12 protein-coding genes are annotated in these 17865 nt (G+C 67.3%); 7 read left to right on the top strand and 5 right to left on the bottom strand.

Annotation, left to right across the window (positions count from 1 at the left end):
• Positions 1-4: 4 nt before the first annotated feature.
• From MELE44368_RS23500 to MELE44368_RS23490, 3 genes are read right to left on the bottom strand one after another with little or no spacing between them, the layout of a single operon-like run.
• Positions 5-1372, bottom strand: a complete 1368-nt coding sequence (locus MELE44368_RS23500; protein WP_128110689.1) for an MCE family protein — start codon at positions 1370-1372, stop codon at positions 5-7.
• Between the two features lie 4 nt (positions 1373-1376).
• Entirely contained in the window at positions 1377-2225 is an 849-nt protein-coding gene (locus tag MELE44368_RS23495; protein WP_128110688.1) for an ABC transporter permease, read from the bottom strand.
• Positions 2222-2932, bottom strand: a complete 711-nt coding sequence (locus tag MELE44368_RS23490; protein WP_128110744.1) for an MlaE family ABC transporter permease — start codon at positions 2930-2932, stop codon at positions 2222-2224. The genes MELE44368_RS23495 and MELE44368_RS23490 overlap by 4 nt, the downstream gene beginning before the upstream one ends.
• A gap of 970 nt (positions 2933-3902) precedes the next feature.
• Here MELE44368_RS23490 and MELE44368_RS23485 point away from each other — a divergent pair.
• From MELE44368_RS23485 to MELE44368_RS23465, 5 genes are all read left to right on the top strand, one after another.
• Complete coding sequence (locus tag MELE44368_RS23485) at positions 3903-5120, top strand: cytochrome P450 (protein WP_128110687.1); 1218 nt, start codon at positions 3903-3905, stop codon at positions 5118-5120.
• 5 nt (positions 5121-5125) lie between these two features.
• The gene (locus MELE44368_RS23480) at positions 5126-6124 is read left to right on the top strand and encodes a PDR/VanB family oxidoreductase (RefSeq protein WP_128110743.1); all 999 of its coding nucleotides are present in this window, start codon (positions 5126-5128) and stop codon (positions 6122-6124) included.
• Between the two features lie 305 nt (positions 6125-6429).
• Positions 6430-8349 (top strand): flavin-containing monooxygenase, encoded by a 1920-nt coding sequence (locus MELE44368_RS23475; RefSeq protein ID WP_128110686.1) that lies wholly within the window; start codon positions 6430-6432, stop codon positions 8347-8349.
• A 45-nt stretch (positions 8350-8394) separates the two neighbouring features.
• Positions 8395-9525, top strand: a complete 1131-nt coding sequence (locus MELE44368_RS23470) for an acetyl-CoA acetyltransferase (RefSeq protein ID WP_128110685.1) — start codon at positions 8395-8397, stop codon at positions 9523-9525.
• Positions 9526-9532: 7 nt separating this feature from the next.
• Entirely contained in the window at positions 9533-11680 is a 2148-nt protein-coding gene (locus MELE44368_RS23465) for a 3-hydroxyacyl-CoA dehydrogenase NAD-binding domain-containing protein (protein WP_128110684.1), read from the top strand.
• 64 nt (positions 11681-11744) lie between these two features.
• Here MELE44368_RS23465 and MELE44368_RS23460 read toward each other — a convergent pair whose 3' ends face one another.
• A complete protein-coding gene (locus MELE44368_RS23460) occupies positions 11745-13292 on the bottom strand; it encodes a long-chain-fatty-acid--CoA ligase (RefSeq protein ID WP_128110683.1) in 1548 nt (515 codons plus the stop codon).
• A 154-nt stretch (positions 13293-13446) separates the two neighbouring features.
• Here MELE44368_RS23460 and MELE44368_RS23455 point away from each other — a divergent pair, with 154 nt between their 5' ends.
• The gene (locus tag MELE44368_RS23455; RefSeq protein ID WP_128110682.1) at positions 13447-14652 is read left to right on the top strand and encodes an acyl-CoA dehydrogenase family protein; all 1206 of its coding nucleotides are present in this window, start codon (positions 13447-13449) and stop codon (positions 14650-14652) included.
• A 59-nt stretch (positions 14653-14711) separates the two neighbouring features.
• On the opposite strand, the gene MELE44368_RS23450 is transcribed toward MELE44368_RS23455, so the two are convergent.
• Positions 14712-15608 carry an alpha/beta hydrolase gene (locus MELE44368_RS23450; protein ID WP_128110681.1) on the bottom strand — a complete coding sequence of 299 codons (897 nt, stop codon included), beginning with the start codon at positions 15606-15608 and terminating at the stop codon, positions 14712-14714.
• A gap of 161 nt (positions 15609-15769) precedes the next feature.
• Here MELE44368_RS23450 and MELE44368_RS23445 point away from each other — a divergent pair, with 161 nt between their 5' ends.
• On the top strand, positions 15770-17848 hold the full coding sequence (locus MELE44368_RS23445; protein ID WP_128110680.1) for an acetate--CoA ligase family protein: 2079 nt from the start codon (positions 15770-15772) through the stop codon (positions 17846-17848).
• The last annotated feature ends 17 nt before the right edge of the window (positions 17849-17865 follow it).

Here is a 17865-nt window from a genome sequence, read left to right as displayed (position 1 = left end):
ATGGTCATGGGGTCGGGGCCGCCGGATCCGCCGGCGGTGCCGGTGGGGCGGGCGGCTTGGGCGGCACACCCGGCCACAGCGGGGTGCCGTCGGGCGCGTACAGCGCGGCGCCGTACGGGGCACCGCCGGGCACCGCGGGCGCCGGGCCCGGTGCGGGACCGCCGAGGTCGCGCACCCGCGGCGGTTCCGGAATCGCCTTGGTGACGGGGTAGTAGTTCGCCCAGCCCGGGAACCCGATGCCCGGGTTCGGCCGGATGTCCAGGCCCGTGCCGAAGCCGGTGTCGGTGACGAGGTAGCGCACCGGGAAGTTCTTGCTGACGTCGGGCAGCGACCCGCAGCCCGGTTTCCCACCGGGGCCGCCCTTCGCATTCACCACCGGCAGGTGCTGCGGATAGCGGTAGGGGTCGTCGCCGAACAGCAGACCCACGTCCTGCACCACGGAACGGCCGTTACCGCCGATGTTCTCGTAGGCGCCGTGGTCCAGGGCGTACTTCGCCCCCTGCAGCAGGCACGTGTACTCGGGCTCGTACTTCAGCAGCAGGCTGGTGGTCGGCTCGAGCACGTTGATGCCGTTGACGAGGTTGTCGCGGTTCGGCGCGATGAGATCGATCCCGCTGGTGGACAACCCGATCGAGCTCAACAGCAGCGCGTCGAGGTCCTTGGCGTGGTTGTCGACCGTTGCGCTGGTGACGGTCGCGGCATCGAGCGTGGCGAGGATGTCCTTCGCCGCGGCGCTGTACGCGTCGCTGAAGCCCTTGAACGACACCCAGTTCGCCGCGACGTTGTCCATCTTCGGGTTGACGGCCAGCAGCACCTCGTTCGCGTCGGTGGTGGCCTTGCCGATGGCCTCACCCTGGCCGCGAACCGCGTCGGCGACCGCGGTGAGCACCGCGGACAGCTTGGTGACGTCGATCTGGTTCAGCAGTCCGACGAGGTTGTCGAACACGGTGTTGACCTCGGTGGCCACATTGCGCGACTTGAGCACCATGCCCGCCGTGATCCGTTGCGGGCTGGGGTTTTCCGGATAGATCAGGTCGACGTACTTGGCACCGAACGCCGTGGTGGTGGCGATCTGGGCTTCGACGTTGGCCGGGATGAGATCCGCCTGGTCCGGGTAGATCTCGAGTTTCAGGCCGACCGGGGTCTTTCCGCCTTCGATACCGGCCACCCGGCCGACCTCGACACCCTGCATCTTAACCTTCGCGCCGGACTCCATCACCAGACCGGACCGGTCGGCGGTCAGCGTGACCGGCACGAAACGCCGGAACGTGCCGGCGAAGATCAACGAGCACACGACGACCAGGCCGATGATCGTCGCGAACAACGCCGCGGTCCACCACAGCGGGTGGACTCCGCCTCTCCTCGAATCCATGTGACTACCCCGCGAGGTGGAAGTTGCCGGACTGGCCGTAGATGGCCAGCGAGAGGAACAGGACGACGAGCACCGCCGCGATCAGCGAGGTCCGCACCGCGCGGCCGACCGCCTCGCCGACCCCGGCCGGACCACCGGAGGCGGTGAACCCGTAGTAGGTGTGCACGAGCATGATGACCACCGCCATGGCGACCGCCTGGAAGAACGACCAGATGATGTCGGTGTTGTTCAGAAACGTCGTGAAGTAGTGGTCGTAGACGCCGGAGGACTGTCCGTAGATCGCGATCGTGCCGAAGCGCGCGGCCCAGAACGCCGACAGCACCGCCACGCAGTACAGCGGGATCACCACGATCACCCCGGCCAGCACCCGGCTCGACGCCAGGTAGGCGATGGCGCGCACGCCCATCACCTCCAGGGCGTCGATCTCCTCGTTGATCCGCATGGCGCCCAGTTGGGCGGTGGCACCGGCGCCGATGGTGGCGGCCAGCCCGATGCCCGCGATCACGGGACCGATCAGGCGGACGTTGAAGTAGGCCGACGCGAACCCGGTGAGTGCCTCCACACCGACGTCGGCGAACTGGTTGTAGCCCTGCACGGCGACCAGCGCACCGGTCGACAGTGTCAGGAAGCCGACGATCACCACGGTGCCGCCGATCACGGCCAGCGCTCCGACGCCCAGGCTCATCTGGGCGATCAGCCGGACCAGCTCGATCTTGTAGTAGATGAGGACGTCTTTGATCGAGCCGAGCGTCTTGAAGTAGAACTGCGCCTGGCTGCCGATCCGGCTCAGGCCGTCCACCCATCCGCTCAGGACGCGGTGGATCCGCGGATGGAACCTGCTGGGGGCGGTCACAGCGTGGCCTTGATGCCGACGGCGGACGCGATGATGTTGATCGCGAACAGCGCCACGAAGGTGAACACGACGGTCTCGTTGACGGCGTTGCCGACGCCCGCGGGGCCGCCGCCCACCGAAATGCCCTTGTAGCAGGCGATCAGGCCGGCAGACAGCCCGAACAACGCCGCCTTGACCAGCGACAGCACCACGTCGGCCGGGCCGGTGATGACGGTCAGACCGCTGACGAACGCGCCGGGTGTCACGTGCTGGACGAACACCGAGAAGATGAAGCCGCCGACCAGGCCGACCAGGATCACCACCGAGGCCAGCAGGGTGGCCACCACGGTCGCGGCCAAAACCCTTGGCACGACCAGGGTTCGGATGGGGTCGACGCCCATCACGCGCAGCGCGTCGAGTTCCTCGCGGATCGTGCGGGCGCCGAGGTCCGCGCACATCGCGGTCGCACCCGCCCCGGCGACCACGAGAACCGTTACCACCGGACCGATCTGGGTGACGGTGCCGTACGCGGCACCGGTGCCCGCGAAGTCGGCCGCACCGAACTCGAGCAGCAGGATGTTGAAGGTGAAGATCAGCAGCACGGTGAACGGGATCGCCAGCATCAGCGTGGGCACCAGCGACACGCGGGCGACGAACCAGGACTGCTCGAGGAACTCACGCCACGCGAAGGGCCGGCGCGGGATCGCCATCAGGGTGTCGAGTGCCATCGCGAAGAAGCCGCCGACGGCGTTGACAGGCTTGGCGGCCTTCGCCGAAGAGATCGCGGAGATCGAGAAGGACCCCGCTGTGTCGCGAATGTCGTCAGTTGTGGTCACGTCCACCTCGGCATGAGTCGTCTCGGCGTGCTGTCGCACGGGGACCAACCCCGGTGAACCGACGCGCGTTGTGAGGCTCTGTTATGCGCCGATTTGGTCAACCTGCCGCCTTCCTGTTCGGGAGACCGGTGTTGTCACATGTTGGGTTCCGGGTGGTCCCGATCACACAATGTGATCCGCGATAGCATCGCATAAAGAAAATTTCAGCGTCAAGCGACCGTCGAATGGCAGGCGCTTGACTTGCGCGAAACGAAGTACGCGAGCGTCATATATATACATTTCAAAGCGCATTTTTGGCGATGTCAGCACCGCAGTGACCACTTCCGTCCAGCCCCGCGGACGGCTCCGATGGGCATGCGAATAGTGAATATGAGTTCTATCCATTCATTAGCGATACGAACTACGTCCCGCCTGATCATGTTGCCGGGACGTGACTCGTCCGAACCCGCCGCGGTTATTCGTTGATATAGAGACCGGCCCGTGGCGACAGCACCAGACAGGAATATTGCCGGGGCCATCGCCGCGCGGAAACAGGCTGCGAGGCCAACTCGACCACCCAGCGGCTACAGTTGCCGACTTCCGCCCAGCCGGGACGCCAGCAGGACAGAACTGACATTAACTGTCGGCGTAACGAGGCCACTCACAGAGCGTCTTAGCCGATCGCCTATAGAAACCTACTCTCATGTCATCTACCTGCTATGAAGCTGTTACCAGCAACGAATCGAGACGAGACTGTTAATGGTGGTTTTAGTCAGGCCTTGACGGCTCCGGAAGATCTGTGTGATGCTATCGCCAATCACTCTTGTGATCAGGATCATTCCCATTCGGACACTGTGCGCGAACTTTCCAAGGAGGCCTCAGAGTGACCACCAGCGATCAGGTTTCGGCCGTTCAGTCCCTTGCTGCGGACCTGAATTCCCCGGAGCCTCCGGCATTTCCCTTCAAGCGGACGTGTCCGTTCGCGCCCGCGGCCGAGTACGCGGACGGCGACTCACTGCGCCCGGTTCTCTTCAAGGGCCATCCGGCGAAGCTGGTGACCGAGCACGCCGACGTGAAGGCCGTCCTCGCCGAACGTCAGGCGAGCGTGCGTGACATTCCCGACCCGTCACGGGGCGACGCGGGAAGTGAGCCCATCCCCGGCTTCTTCGTCGCGATGGATCCTCCGGACCACACCCGGCTGCGCAAGATGCTCTCCCGCGAGTTCACCCCGCGGCGCATGGAGGACATGCGGTCCACGGTCGAACGCATCGCCAACAAGCTGATCGACGACATTCTGGCGCAGGGTAATTCGGCTGACCTGGTGCGGGACATGGCGCTGCCGCTGCCGTCGCTGGTCATCTGCGAACTGCTCGGTGTGCCCTACGACAAGCACGACTGGTTCCAGACCGAGACCCACAAGGTGCTCGACCCCGAATCGACGCCGGAAGAGGTCAGCGGTGCCATCGCGTCGGTCATGCAGTACCTGGCCGAGCTGACGCTGGCCAAGCAGGAGAACCCCGGCGACGATCTGATCAGCCTGCTGCTCAACCACGTCCGCAGCGGTGATCTGTCCGTCCACGAGGTGTCCGGTATGGCGGCCTTCCTGCTGATGGCCGGCCACGAGACCACCGGCAACATGATCTCGCTCGGTGTGTTCACGCTGCTCGAGCACCCCGACCAGCTCGAGAAGATCCGCAAGCATCCCTCGCTCATCCCGAGCGCCGTCGAGGAACTGCTGCGCTTCTGCGACATCATCGGCAACCTGCCGCGCGTGCTCACCGACAACGTCGAGATCAACGACAAGAAGTTCAACAAGGGCGATCTCGTGATGGTCGCGATGGACGCCGCCAACCGCGATCCCAACGTGTTCGAGGATCCCAACACCCTCGACATCCAGCGCGACGCCCGCGGGCACATCGCCTTCGGCTACGGCATCCACACCTGCCTCGGCGCACCGCTGGCCCGCGTGGAACTGCAGACCGTCATCCGCCTGATCTTCGAGCGCATCCCCACCCTGAAGCTGGCTGTGCCGGCTGACGAGGTGCCGCTGAAGAACGACGCGAAGATCTTCGGCCTCAAGTCGCTTCCCGTCACCTGGTGACCGGCATGGCGGACGTGGACTGCCCGCCGCGGCCGAGCACCGTCCGGCTGGTGATGCGGGAGTACGAGGCCGACGTGGTGGTGGCTGACAAGGCCGTCGTCGCCGACGGTGTTGTCTCGCTGCGGCTCGAAGAGGTCGGCAGGCATGAGCTCCCGGAATGGGAGCCGGGTGCGCACATCGACCTGATGATGCCTTCCGGGCTGGTTCGCCAGTACTCGCTGTGCGGCGATCCCGCCGATCGGCGCAGCTGGCGCATCGCGGTGCTGCGCGAGCCCGAGTCGCGCGGCGGTTCGGTGTACGTCCACGACTCGATCGGCACCGGCACCGAACTTCGGATTCGCGGACCGCGCAACCATTTCCGGCTCGCGGAAGCGCCGAACTACATCTTCATCGCGGGCGGCATCGGCATCACCCCGATCCTTCCCATGGTGGCGGCCGCCGAGGCCGCCGGCGCGACATGGCGGCTGGTCTACGGGGGTCGCACCCAGGCCTCGATGGCCTTCCTGGACGAACTCGCCGTCTACGGCGACCGGGTCGACCTCTGGCCCCAGGACGAGCGCGGTCTGATCGATCTCGACAGCGTCCTCGGCGAACCGCGTGAGGACGCCCTGGTCTACTGCTGCGGCCCGCAGGCACTGCTCAAGGCCGTGGAGGAGCGGTGCGCGACCTGGTCGCCCACCGCACTGCGGTTCGAGCGCTTCGCCCCCGGCACCGACGGCGAGCAGGACTGGGTGAACCGCCCGATCGAGGTGGAACTGGCCCAGCAGGGTGTGACACTGACCGTGCCTGCCGATCAGTCCATTCTCGAAGCCATTGAGGCACAAGGTGTCATGGTGATGTCCTCGTGCCGGTCCGGAATGTGCGGGACGTGCGAGACCCCGGTTCTCAGCGGTGTTCCCGAGCACCGCGACGACGTCCTCAGCTATGAGGAGCAGGAACGTAACGACTGCATGATGATCTGCGTCTCGCGTTGCCGGGGCGACAAACTGGTTCTGGATATCTGAATTCACCGACCCTGCGGACGTAGACCGGACGCTACGTACCGCGGTCGCCCTCAGAACGCCGGCGGGAACTCACATCCCGCCGGCGTTCTGCTGTTCAGCGTGGTCACCGCCACACAATTGACAAGAATCTAGACTAACAACTTGGCCATGTTGTGCTGTATATTCCCAGTAGAGGTTGTTCCACTACTGAAGTAGCGATTCACCGATGGTCCGAAAGCGAGTCGGCCGATGCCACCCGACGGCGACGGATCCGACCGAACGCCTCAACGTGTCAAAACAGTTGTCGCCCTTAGCAAGGAGATGTCATGACGCAACTACTGGATTCAGGCTCGAACATCGACGCCGACGAACTGCGCAACGCGTTGGCGGAGGCCAACGTGCCCTGCCTGATCGGGGTCCTCTACCAGCTCACCGGTGATCCGCGCTGGCTCGGTGAGCCCTACCGCATCGCCCCGGTGAAGGGCTTCGAGGATCTCGACGACGGTGGTCTGCCCGCCGAGCGCGTCGCCGAGGTCCGGGAGGCGGCCTTCACCGCGATCATGGACTGGGCCGCGGGGACGCCGGCTGCGCATCCCTCCCCCACCGGCGACGAACTGGTCAAGGTGATGTCCGCGGTCATGGGCGAACCGGTGTCGGACACCTACACGGACCTGGCGGCCGAACAGCTGGGGTTCGTCCCGTTCACCGCCGAGAACGTCGCCGACCGCGCCGCGGCGACGGGCTTCTCCGTCGTCATCGTCGGCGCCGGGTTCTCCGGGCTCGCCGCCGCCGTGCACCTGAAGCGCGCCGGTATCCCGTTCCGGGTGCTCGAGCGCAATGAGAAGGTCGGCGGCACCTGGTTCGAGGCCCGCTATCCCGGTGCCCGCGTGGACGTCCCGAACAACCTGTACTCCTACTCCTTCTTCCACCACGACTGGAGCGAGAACTTCGCCCAGGCCCCCGAGATCCGCCAGTACGTCGACAACGTGGTCGCCCACTTCGAGCTGGCGCCGCACATCGAGACCGGTGTCACCGTGGAGGGGGCCGAATGGGATCCCGCCACCAACGAATGGGTGGTGACGGCGACGTCGGCCGCCGGCACCGAGACCATCCGCACCTCGGCACTGATCACCGCGGCCGGTCTGCACAGCACCCCGAATATTCCTAATTTCAAGGGCCTTTCGGACTTCACCGGCACGGTGGTCCACTCGGCACGCTGGACCCCCGACGCCGACTACCGGGGCAAGAAGGTCGCCGTCGTCGGCGCCGGCGCCAGCGCGATGCAGGTGGTCTGCAAGATCGCCCCCGAGGTCGAGCACATGGTCGTCATCCAGCCCGAGCCGCACTGGATCACGCCCAACGAGCAGTACTACCGCAAGCAGCCGGCGAGCAGGCACTGGCTGTTCCGGCACGTCCCGTTCTACCGGGCGTGGTTCCGGTTCCGGCTCTACTGGGTCTACACCGAGCGCAACTACCCCGCGCTGCGCGTCGACCCCAAGGCCGCCGAGAAGGGCAAGCTGGTCAGCTCCCTCAACGACGCCTACCGGCGGGCCTTCATCGGGTATCTGCGCCAGCAGCTGGACGGCCGAGAGGATCTGATCGAGAAGTGCACGCCGGACTACCCGCCGTTCGGTAAGCGGCTGCTGATGGACAACGGCTGGTTCGCCACGCTGCGCCGGGACAACGTGGAGCTCGCCGCCGAGGGTGTCGACCACCTGACCTCGCGGGAGTTGGTGACCGAATCCGGGTCCGCGCACGAGATCGACATGCTGATCCTGTGCACCGGATTCCAGCAGCAGCGCTATCTGTATCCGATGGAGCTGCGCGGCCGCGACGGCATCGAGCTGCGCGAGGCGTGGAGTGACGACAACGCCCGGGCCTACCTGGGTATGACCGCACCGGGCTTCCCCAACCTGTTCTTCCTTTACGGGCCCAACACCAATCCGCCCGGCGGCAGCTGGCTCGTGATCGCCGAGGCGCAGATCCGCTACATCGTCAACATGCTGACCCGGATGGTGCGCGACGACCTGGCGGCGGTCGAGTGCCGGCCCGAACCGTTCGAGGAGTACAACCGCGAGCTCGACGCCACCAACAACGAGATGGTGTACGCGATGGACGGGGTGCAGAACTACTACCGCAACAGCAAGGGCCGCGTCGTCACCAACTCGCCGTGGGCGGTGCCGGACTACTTCGCCCGCACCCTCGAGCCGAACTTCGACGACTACACGACCACTGCCCGTTCGTAACCAGAAGAAGAGCCGAAACAACCCGAAACAACAAGGAACACACACATGTCTGAAGAAGCCTTCATCTATGAGGCGATCCGCACGCCGCGCGGTAAACAGCGCGGCGGCTCGCTGACCGAGGTCAAGCCGATCGACCTGGTCGTCGGGCTGATCAACGAACTGCGGTCGCGTTTCCCGGATCTCGACGAGAACCTGATCTCCGACGTCATCCTCGGGGTGGTGTCCCCGCTGGGGGATCAGGGTGCGGTCATCGCGCGCACGGCGGTGCTGGCGGCCAAGTTGCCCGACACCACCGGTGGTGTGCAGCTCAACCGGTTCTGCGGCTCCGGTCTGGAAGCGGTGAACATGGCGGCGCAGAAGGTCCGTTCCGGGGACCCCGAGACCAACTACAGCGTCGGCTTCGTGCCGCAGGGCATCGGCGCCGACCTGATCGCGACGATGGAGGGGTTCTCCCGCGAGGACGTCGACGCCTACGCGCTGCGCAGCCAGCAGCGGGCGGCCGCGGCGTGGTCGGGCGGCTACTTCGCCAAGTCCGTTGTCCCGGTGAAGGACCGCAACGGTCTGGTGATCCTCGACCATGACGAGCACATGCGCCCCGACACCACCATGGAGGGCCTGGCCAAGCTCAAGCCGGCGTTCGCCGACATCGGCGCGATGGGCGGCTTCAACGAGGTGGCGCTGCAGAAGTACCACTGGGTGGAGAAGATCAACCACGTCCATCACGGCGGGAACAGCTCGGGCATCGTCGACGGCGCCGCGCTGGTGCTGGTCGGCAATGAAAGGGTGGGAAGGGCTCAGAATTTGACGCCGCGGGCGCGCATCGTGGCGACCGCGACCAGCGGTGCCGACGGGACGATCATGCTGACCGGCCCGATGCCGGCGACCCGCAAGGTGCTCGACCGCGCCGGCCTGACGGTCGACGACATCGACCTGTTCGAGCTCAACGAGGCGTTCGCGTCGGTGGTGTTGAAGTTCCAGAAGGATCTGAACATCCCCGACGAGAAGCTGAACGTCAACGGCGGCGCCATCGCGATGGGTCACCCGCTGGGCGCCACCGGCGCCATGATCACCGGAACCATGGTCGACGAGCTCGAGCGGCGGGGCGCCAAGCGTGCCCTGATCACGCTGTGCATCGGCGGCGGTATGGGTGTGGCCACCATCATCGAGCGAGTCTGAGGTAAACATGGCAGAGAACACCATCAAGTGGGACAAGGATGCCGACGGCATCGTCACCCTGACGCTGGACGACCCGACCGGCTCGGCCAACGTCATGAACGAGCACTACCGCCAGTCCATGCACAACGCGGTCGAAAAGCTGGCCGCCGAGAAGGATTCGATCACCGGCGTGGTGATCACCAGCGCGAAGAAGACCTTCTTCGCCGGGGGTGACCTCAAGGAGCTGCAGCGGGTCACCTTCGAGACGGCCGGTGACTTCTTCGCCACCGCGGAGTTCATCAAGGCCGATCTGCGCAAACTCGAAACCCTCGGCGTACCGGTCGTCGCCGCGATCAACGGCGCCGCGCTTGGCGGCGGCCTGGAGATCGCGCTGGCCTGCCACCACCGCATCGCCGCCGACGTGCGGGGTGTGGTCGTGGGCCTGCCGGAGGTGACGCTGGGTCTGCTGCCGGGCGGTGGCGGTGTCACCCGCACGGTGCGGATGTTCGGCATCCAGAAGGCGTTCACCGAGATCCTCTCGACCGGAACGCGATTCACCCCGGCCAAAGCGCTCGAGGTCGGCCTGGTCGACGAACTGGTCGGCAGCGTCGAGGAACTGGTGCCGGCCGCCAAGGCCTGGATCAAAGCGAACCCCGAGGCCCACACCCAGCCGTGGGATGCCAAGGGCTACAAGATGCCCGGCGGCACGCCGAGCAGCCCGGGCCTGGCGGCGATCCTGCCGTCGTTCCCGGCAACGGTGAAGAAGCAGCTCAAGGGCGCACCGGTGCCCGCGCCGCGGGCCATTCTGGACGCGGCGGTCGAGGGTGCGCAGGTCGACTTCGACACCGCCAGCCGCATCGAGACCCGGTATCTGGTCCACCTGGCGGCGGGTCAGGTGTCGAAGAACATGATCCAGGCGTTCTTCTTCGACATGCAGACCATCAACGGCGGCGGCAGCCGGCCCGAGGGCATCGTCACCGAGAAGCCCCGCAAGGTCGGCGTGCTCGGCGCGGGCATGATGGGTGCGGGCATCGCCTACGTGACGGCCAAGGCCGGCTTCGACGTGGTGCTCAAGGACGTCAGCCTCGAAGCCGCGCAACGGGGTAAGGCCTATTCCGAGAAGATCGAGGCCAAAGCCGTACAGCGCGGTCAGACCACCGAGGAGGCGGCCAAGGCGCTGCTCGACCGGATCACGCCGACGGCCGACAACGCCGACCTGGCGGGCGTCGACTTCGTGATCGAGGCCGTGTTCGAGAACTCCGAACTCAAGCACAAGGTGTTCGGCGAGATCGAGGACATCGTCGAACCCCATGCGATCCTGGGATCCAACACCTCGACGCTGCCGATCACCGGTCTGGCCACCGGGGTGAAGCGCCAGGAGGACTTCATCGGCATCCACTTCTTCTCCCCGGTCGACATGATGCCGCTGCTGGAGATCATCAAGGGCGAGACGACCTCCGACGAGGCGCTGGCCCGGGTCTTCGACTTCGCCCAGGCGATCAAGAAGACGCCGATCGTGGTGAACGACAGCCGCGGGTTCTACACCTCGCGGGTGATCCGCACGTTCGTCAACGAGGCGATGGCCCTGCTCGGCGAGGGTATCGAGCCCGCCAGCATCGAGCAGGCCGGCGGTCAGGCGGGCTACCCGGCGCCGCCGCTGCAGTTGCTCGACGAGCTCAACCTGGAACTGCTGCAGAAGATCTCGACCGAGACCCGTAAGGCCGCCGAGGCCGAGGGCAAGGTCTACGAACCGCACCCGGGTGAGGCCGTCGTCGACAAGATGATCGAGATCGGCCGCCCGTCGCGGCTGAAGGGCGCGGGCTTCTACGAGTACGTCGACGGCAAGCGTGCCGGCCTGTGGCCGGGCCTGCGCGAGACGTTCAACTCGGGCAGCACCCGGATTCCGTTGCAGGACATGATCGATCGTCTGCTGTTCTCCGAGGCCCTGGAGACGCAGAAATGCCTCGACGAGGGCGTGCTGACGTCCACCGCCGACGCCAACGTCGGGTCGATTCTCGGCATCGGCTATCCGGGCTGGACCGGCGGCACCGCCCAGTTCATCCAGGGCTACCAGGGTGAGCTCGGCACCGGCCAGAAGGCGTTCGTGGCGCGGGCCAGGCAGCTGGCCGAGCGCTACGGCGAGCGGTTCACCCCGCCGGCGTCGCTGGAGCAGTAGGACACGAGCTGAGGCCCCGAAACATCAGTGCTGATGTTTCGGGGCCTCTCCCGTTGCAGGCGGGTCATGACACCGCCCGCGCCTCGTCCTTCCAATAGCGTTCGCGCAGAGCGCGTTTGTTCACCTTCTGCGCCGGGGTCAGCGGCAGGGCGTCGACGAACTCCACGCTGCGCGGCGCCTTGTAACGGGCGATCAGCCGCCCGGTGTGGTCACGCAGCTCCTCGGGGGTCGCGGTGGCGCCGTCGTGCAGGACGACGACGGCGTGCACCCGCTCACCCCAGTCCGGGTCCGGCACCCCGATCACCGCGCACGTCGCCACCGCGGGATGCTGCGCCAGCGCGTTCTCCACCTCGGCGGAGTACACGTTCTCCCCGCCGGTGACGATCATGTCCTTGATGCGGTCCACGATGAACAGGTAGCCGTTCTCGTCGAGGTAGCCGCCGTCGCCGGTGTGCATCCAGCCGCCGCGCAGCGCCTTGGCGGTCTCCTCGGGCCGGTTCCAGTAACCGATCATCACGTGCGGGCCGCGGGCCACCACCTCGCCGACGGTGCCGGGCGGCACGTCGTTGTCGTTCTCGTCCACGACCCGCACCTCGGCGATCGGCACCGCGCGGCCCGCCGAGCGCAGCATCCCGGGCAGGTGGTGGTCGTCGGCGGTGAGAACCGTTGTGGTCGGCGATAACTCGGTCATCCCGTACGCCTGCAACAGCCGTGCGCCCGGCAGCAGGCGCATGGTGCGCTCCAACAGTGCCTGCGAGATCGGCGAGGCCCCGTACAGCAGGTGCCGGAGGCTCGACAGGTCGTGCTCGCGGGCGGCCGGCGAGTCGACCAGCATCTGGATCATGGTGGGCGCCAGGAACATATCGGTGATCTGGTGCTTCTCGACGGCGGCCGCGACCGACTCGGGGGTGAACCCCGGCAGGATGACGTGCGTCCCGCCGACGATGTTGCGGGCAACCCACCCGGACCCGTCGGCCAGATGGAACATCGGCGCGCTGTGCAGCAGCCGCCCGCGCGGCGCCAGGAACTGCCCGGTGGCCAGCGCGCCCAGCGCCGCGCTCACCAGGTTGGCGTGGCTGAGCATCACGCCCTTCGGCGTTCCGGTCGTGCCGCCGGTGTAGTAGATCGCGGCCAGCGCGTCACCGCCGCGCCGCGCGTCCTCGACCGGGTCGTGCGCGGCGATGAGCTCCTCGAAGCCGTGCACCCCGCCGGGGGTGGGCTGCTCGCCGTTGTGGATGTAGGCCGTCACCGACGGTGCCAGCTCCCGCAGCTCGTCGAGCATGGGCAGGAAGTCGTCGCCGATCACCAGAGCCACCGCACCGCAGTCCTCGAGCGAGAACGCGATCTCGCGCGCACTCCACCGGGTGTTCACCGGCACGGTGACGGCGTCCGCCCACGGCGTCGCGAACAGGACGTCGTGGTAGTCGTCGCAGTTCTGGGCGAGGGTCGCCACCCGGTCGCCGCTGCACACACCCAGGCTCTTCAGCGCCGACGCCAACCGCGCGGCCCGCTCGGCGCTCTGCGCCCAGGTCCGGATCCGCTCACCGAAGACGGTGGCCGGGAGGCCAGGAGTTTGTTGCACCGCCCTGTGCAACGCCTGCGTCAGATACATAGTTAGTGCTCATTTCGGTCTTGATTCGCCCATTTGAGTCGTTTAACCTGCATGCTAGCCACTTGACATTAGCATTAATTTCGTTATCTTGTTCACAGCACCGGTTGCGAACCTTCGAGCTTCTCCGCTCAAGCACCCGCGAGAAAGGCACGACATGACAGAGACGCTGACCCGTGAAGCCGCCGCCGTCGGCAGCGATCGGTTAGCCGACTATCTCGACCGAGTCCGCTCCATCACGCCGCTGATCCGGTCCGAGGCGCAGGCGATCGAGCGCGACCGCACTGTCACCAAGCCGGTCGCCGACGCGCTGTTCGAGAACGGCATCTTCCACATGCTGGTGCCGACGGACCTCGGCGGCGGCGGCCTGCTGCCCAGCGAGGGCATGCGGGTCTACGAGGAGCTCTCCAAGGCCGACGCCTCGGTCGGCTGGTCGGTCATGGCCAGCTCGTGGGCCACCGCCATGGTGCTGGGCTACCTGGAGCCCGAGGCCGCGCGGGAACTGGTCAACCAGCCCGGAGGTTTCGTGCTCGCCGGCCAGCTGCTCCCGCGCTACCCCGCGGTCCAGACCGGCGACGGCTTCATCGTCGACGGCGAGTTCTCCTTCGCCTCCGGATCCGACCACGCCACCTGGATCGGCGCGGGCATCCTGCTCGCCGGTGAGGACGGCAAGCCGGTGCTCGACGAGAACGGCAACCCGAAGCCGCGCGTCGCCCTCCTGCCCAAGGATCAGGTGGAGCTGAAGAACAACTGGGACGTCTGGGGTCTGGCGGGCACCGGCAGCCACGACTACCGGATCACCAAGAAGTTCGTGCCCATGCGGTACTCGATCCCGACGTTCGGCGGTACCGCGTACCGGCCCGAGCCGATGTACCAGCTGGGTAACGAGCTGCTCGGCGGCCTGTGCCATGCGCCGGTCGTGCTGGGAATCGCCACCCGGGCACTTGAGCTGGTTGCCGCGATGAGCGCCAACAAGGTTCGGCCGAACTACGGGGTACCGGTGGGCCAGGCCGACATCTTCCGCATCGACTTCGCCCGGCACGAGGCGACCCTGCAGGCGGCTCGGCTGTACTGCTACGACCTGATCGAGTCCGCCGAGGCCAAGGTCGCGGCCGGTGGATCGGCGACCGCCGAGGACATCGCCCGCGTGCAGCAGATGCTGGCCTGGATCCACGAGGTCACCGACGACATGGTGTCGTTCGCCCACAAGTGGGGTGGCAGCCGCAGCATCGCCAGCACCAGCGAGCTGGGCCGCTACGTGCGCGACATGCGGGTGGCGACGCAGCACCTGCTCGTCGACCCCAAGGGTCTGGTCGACGCCGCCGCGGTGCTGCTGCCGATCTACGAGAAGGCCGGGGCCTGACACATAACGCGAAGGCGCCCAATCACTTCGGTGATTGGGCGCCTTTCGCGTCGCGGTCGCTACAGCGCGAGGTGCTTGCGGATGAACGCACCGGCCTCGTCGGCGGCCGCCACCCCTTCCGGCAGGATCGAGGCGAACAACGGCCACACGTGCACCATGTCGTCGTACACCGAAACCGCGGCGGTGCCACCGCTTTGGGTGATCGCCAGCGCAGCCCGGTTGGAGTCGTCGAGCAGAACCTCGGTGGATCCGACCAGGAACAGCGCCGGCGGCAGGCCCGCCAGGTCGCCGAACACCGGCGAGGCGAGCGGATCCCGCGGATCGTGGCCCTGCAGATAGGCCTCGCGCAGGTTGGCGATCGAGCCGCGCGAGACCGCGATGTCCTTGCCGTCATACAGGTCGGCACTGGCGCCGCTGACGGTGAAATCGAGCAGCGGCGAGAAGAACACCGCCGCCGCGGGCAGCGGCGAACCCTTGTCCCGCAGGGCCGTCAGCGCCGCCAGGGTCAGACCACCGCCCGCGGAGTCACCGCCGACCGCGAAGTTCTGCGCGCCGTAGGTGGACACCAGGTCCTCGATCGCCGCGACACCGTCGTCGACCGCGGCCGGGAACTTGTTCTCCGGCGCGCGCCGGTAGTCGGGCAGCACGACGGTCACCCCGGACGACCGCGACAGCGTGTGGCCGAGCTCTTGGAAGCCCCGCGCACTGCCCAGCACGTACCCACCGCCGTGGAACCACGCCAGCACCTTGTCCCCGGTCGCGCCGGCGGCCCGCACCGACAGGGCGGGCACGCCGCCCACCACCGTCTCCGCCGGCTCCACCCCGGCGGGCAGCGGGAACTGCAGGAGCAGATCGTCGTAGGCCTTGCGCAGGTCCTCGACCGTGGCCGTCGCCGGGTCGGGGAAACCGTTTATGTACATCTCCTCGACGCGTGCCAGCGCCTCGGTCCTAGCCATCACTCCTCCAGGTCGCTCGACATCCCGGCCACACCGCCGGGCTGTCCGCGATGCTACATATTCGCAGCTAACTTTTGGAAGTTTTTCCAGCTTATTTCCTTAGTTTTCGGGATCAGATACCATAATCACTGTTCACACATTGCGATTGAAGGGCAGTACGCATGACCCTCGCCACCACCACCTCCCTCGAACGGCTGCTCAACCCCGCAACGGTCGCGGTGGTCGGCCTGAGCGACAAGTCGCCGGTCGTGGATTTCATCGCGCCGACGCTGAACTGCGCGGCCGAGGTGCACTTCGTCCACCCCACCGCCGAGACGGTGCTCGGACGCCCGGCCGTGCGGTCGATCACCGATATCGACGGTCCGATCGACGCGGTGCTGTCTGTGATGTCCGCGGAGCGCACCGTGGCGCTGGCCGAGGAGTGCGCATCGCTGGACTGCGGCGGCCTGGTCGTCTACGCCGCCGGGTTCTCCGAGCTCGGTGCCGAGGGCGCGACGCTGCAGGCCCGCCTGGTCGACGCCGCGACCAGGGGCAACATGGCGGTGATCGGCCCGAACAGCCTGGGTTACATCAGCTATCCGCGCAGCCTGCACCTGACCGCGTCTGCCGATTACCGTCCCACGCCGGGCGGCATCTCGATCGTGTCCCACAGTGGCGCGATGATCGGCGGCATCGCGATCGCCGCGCGGGAACGCACCGGTGTCGGCATCTCGCGGCTGATCTCCGCGGGCAACGAGGCGACCACCGATATCGCCGACTACCTCGACTTCCTGGCCACCGACCCCGACACCACCGCTATCGGCCTCGTGGTGGAGGGAATCCGCAGGCCCGCAGAGTTTTTCGCCGCCGCCCGCAAGTGCATCGCCGCGGGAAAGCCGATCGTGGCGCTGAAGCTGGCCCGCAACGCGCGCACCCAGCAGATGGCCGCCTCGCACACCGGCGCGCTGGCCGGCAGCGCTTGGGGCTACGACGTCGCGTTCCGGCACGCCGGGATCCGGCTGGCGTTCGACCTCGAGGAGCTCGTCGAACGTCTGTCGATGCTCAGCCAGCTCGACCCGGCGGTGTGGAACCCCGTGCAGCGCATCGGCGTGGTGGCCGGCACCGGCGGTTTCGCCTCGCTGGCGTTCGACGTCGCCGAGCAGGAGGGGCTCACGCTGCCGCCGCTGGACAGCCTCGCGGACTGGGTCAAGGACACGATCCCCGGCATCACCGTGCCGAATCCGTTGGACACCACCGGTTTCGGTGCCACCTTCTGGACCGACATCGTCGAGCGCTACGTGGGTTCCGACGAGCTGGACGCGGTGGTGTTCGTCAACATGTGGAGCGACTCGCCGCTCTACCGGCGGCTGATCGACGACGTCGCGGTCGCCGCGCGCAAGTACCGCAAGCCGGTGGCGATCGCCGCGGGCGCCGGTGAGGTCGGCGAGTTCGCCAGGGAGGTCATCGGCGACGACGGCGCCGTCGCGCTCGGCTACGGGATCCGCGGCACGCTGCGCGGCCTGCACGCGCTGGGCAGCTTCGTGCGCGACCGGCAGAACGCCGGTGCGCTGGCCGACGCCCCCGCACCCGTGCCGTGCCCGGCCGAACCGGTCACCGACACCGGGGGCAGCCGGTTCCTGCCGTTCCGCGCGGTGATGGAACTCCTTGGCCGGTACGGGATTCCGACCGCCCCGTACGCGGTGATCGACGCCGACGCACCCGCGGCCACGCCGGAGTTCCCGGGTCCGTACGCGGTCAAGCTCGCCGACGTGGCGCACCGGACCGAACTCGGTGCGGTCGCGCTGAACGTCGACGCCGACGGCCTGGCCGACGCGGTCGCGAGGATGCGTGCCATCGCCGCGCAGCACGGCGTCGCGGCCGCGGTGGCCGTGCAGCCCATGACCTCCGCGCGCGGTGAGCTACTGATCGGCGTCGACGGTCGCAATGAGCTCGGCCCGATGGTGATGCTCGGCCTCGGCGGCGTCTTCGTCGAGGTGCTGCAGCGGGTCGGCGGCCGGCCGGCCCCGTTGACGACCGCGGACGCCGAGTCGCTGATCGAGGAGTTCCGGGACCTGCGGCTGCTGCACGGATACCGGGGCTCGCAGCCGTGGCACCTCGAGCAGCTCGCCCGGGTCCTCGTCGGTCTCGGCAATCTCGCCGCCGCCGGCCACGACTGGATCGAGTCACTGGACGTCAACCCGCTCCTGGTCACCGACGACGGGCTGGTCGCGGTCGACGCCCTGTGCATCGTGCGCGACTGAAAACAGGTCACTCACAA

Source organism: Mycolicibacterium elephantis DSM 44368, assembly GCF_004014805.1.
In the GTDB taxonomy this organism is placed as follows: domain Bacteria; phylum Actinomycetota; class Actinomycetes; order Mycobacteriales; family Mycobacteriaceae; genus Mycobacterium; species Mycobacterium elephantis.
This window is presented reverse-complemented; position numbering and strand designations above follow the sequence as displayed.

Excerpts from the sequence above, each read along its gene's own strand:
- MELE44368_RS23500 (WP_128110689.1), bottom strand. The coding sequence starts at position 1,372 with ATGGATTCGAGGAGAGGCGGAGTCCACCCGCTGTGGTGGACCGCGGCG.
- MELE44368_RS23490 (WP_128110744.1), bottom strand. The coding sequence starts at position 2,932 with ATGGCACTCGACACCCTGATGGCGATCCCGCGCCGGCCCTTCGCGTGG.
- MELE44368_RS23480 (WP_128110743.1), top strand. The coding sequence starts at position 5,126 with ATGGCGGACGTGGACTGCCCGCCGCGGCCGAGCACCGTCCGGCTGGTG.
- MELE44368_RS23475 (WP_128110686.1), top strand. The coding sequence starts at position 6,430 with ATGACGCAACTACTGGATTCAGGCTCGAACATCGACGCCGACGAACTG.
- MELE44368_RS23470 (WP_128110685.1), top strand. The coding sequence starts at position 8,395 with ATGTCTGAAGAAGCCTTCATCTATGAGGCGATCCGCACGCCGCGCGGT.
- MELE44368_RS23465 (WP_128110684.1), top strand. The coding sequence starts at position 9,533 with ATGGCAGAGAACACCATCAAGTGGGACAAGGATGCCGACGGCATCGTC.
- MELE44368_RS23460 (WP_128110683.1), bottom strand. The coding sequence starts at position 13,292 with ATGTATCTGACGCAGGCGTTGCACAGGGCGGTGCAACAAACTCCTGGC.
- MELE44368_RS23455 (WP_128110682.1), top strand. The coding sequence starts at position 13,447 with ATGACAGAGACGCTGACCCGTGAAGCCGCCGCCGTCGGCAGCGATCGG.
- MELE44368_RS23450 (WP_128110681.1), bottom strand. The coding sequence starts at position 15,608 with ATGGCTAGGACCGAGGCGCTGGCACGCGTCGAGGAGATGTACATAAAC.
- MELE44368_RS23445 (WP_128110680.1), top strand. The coding sequence starts at position 15,770 with ATGACCCTCGCCACCACCACCTCCCTCGAACGGCTGCTCAACCCCGCA.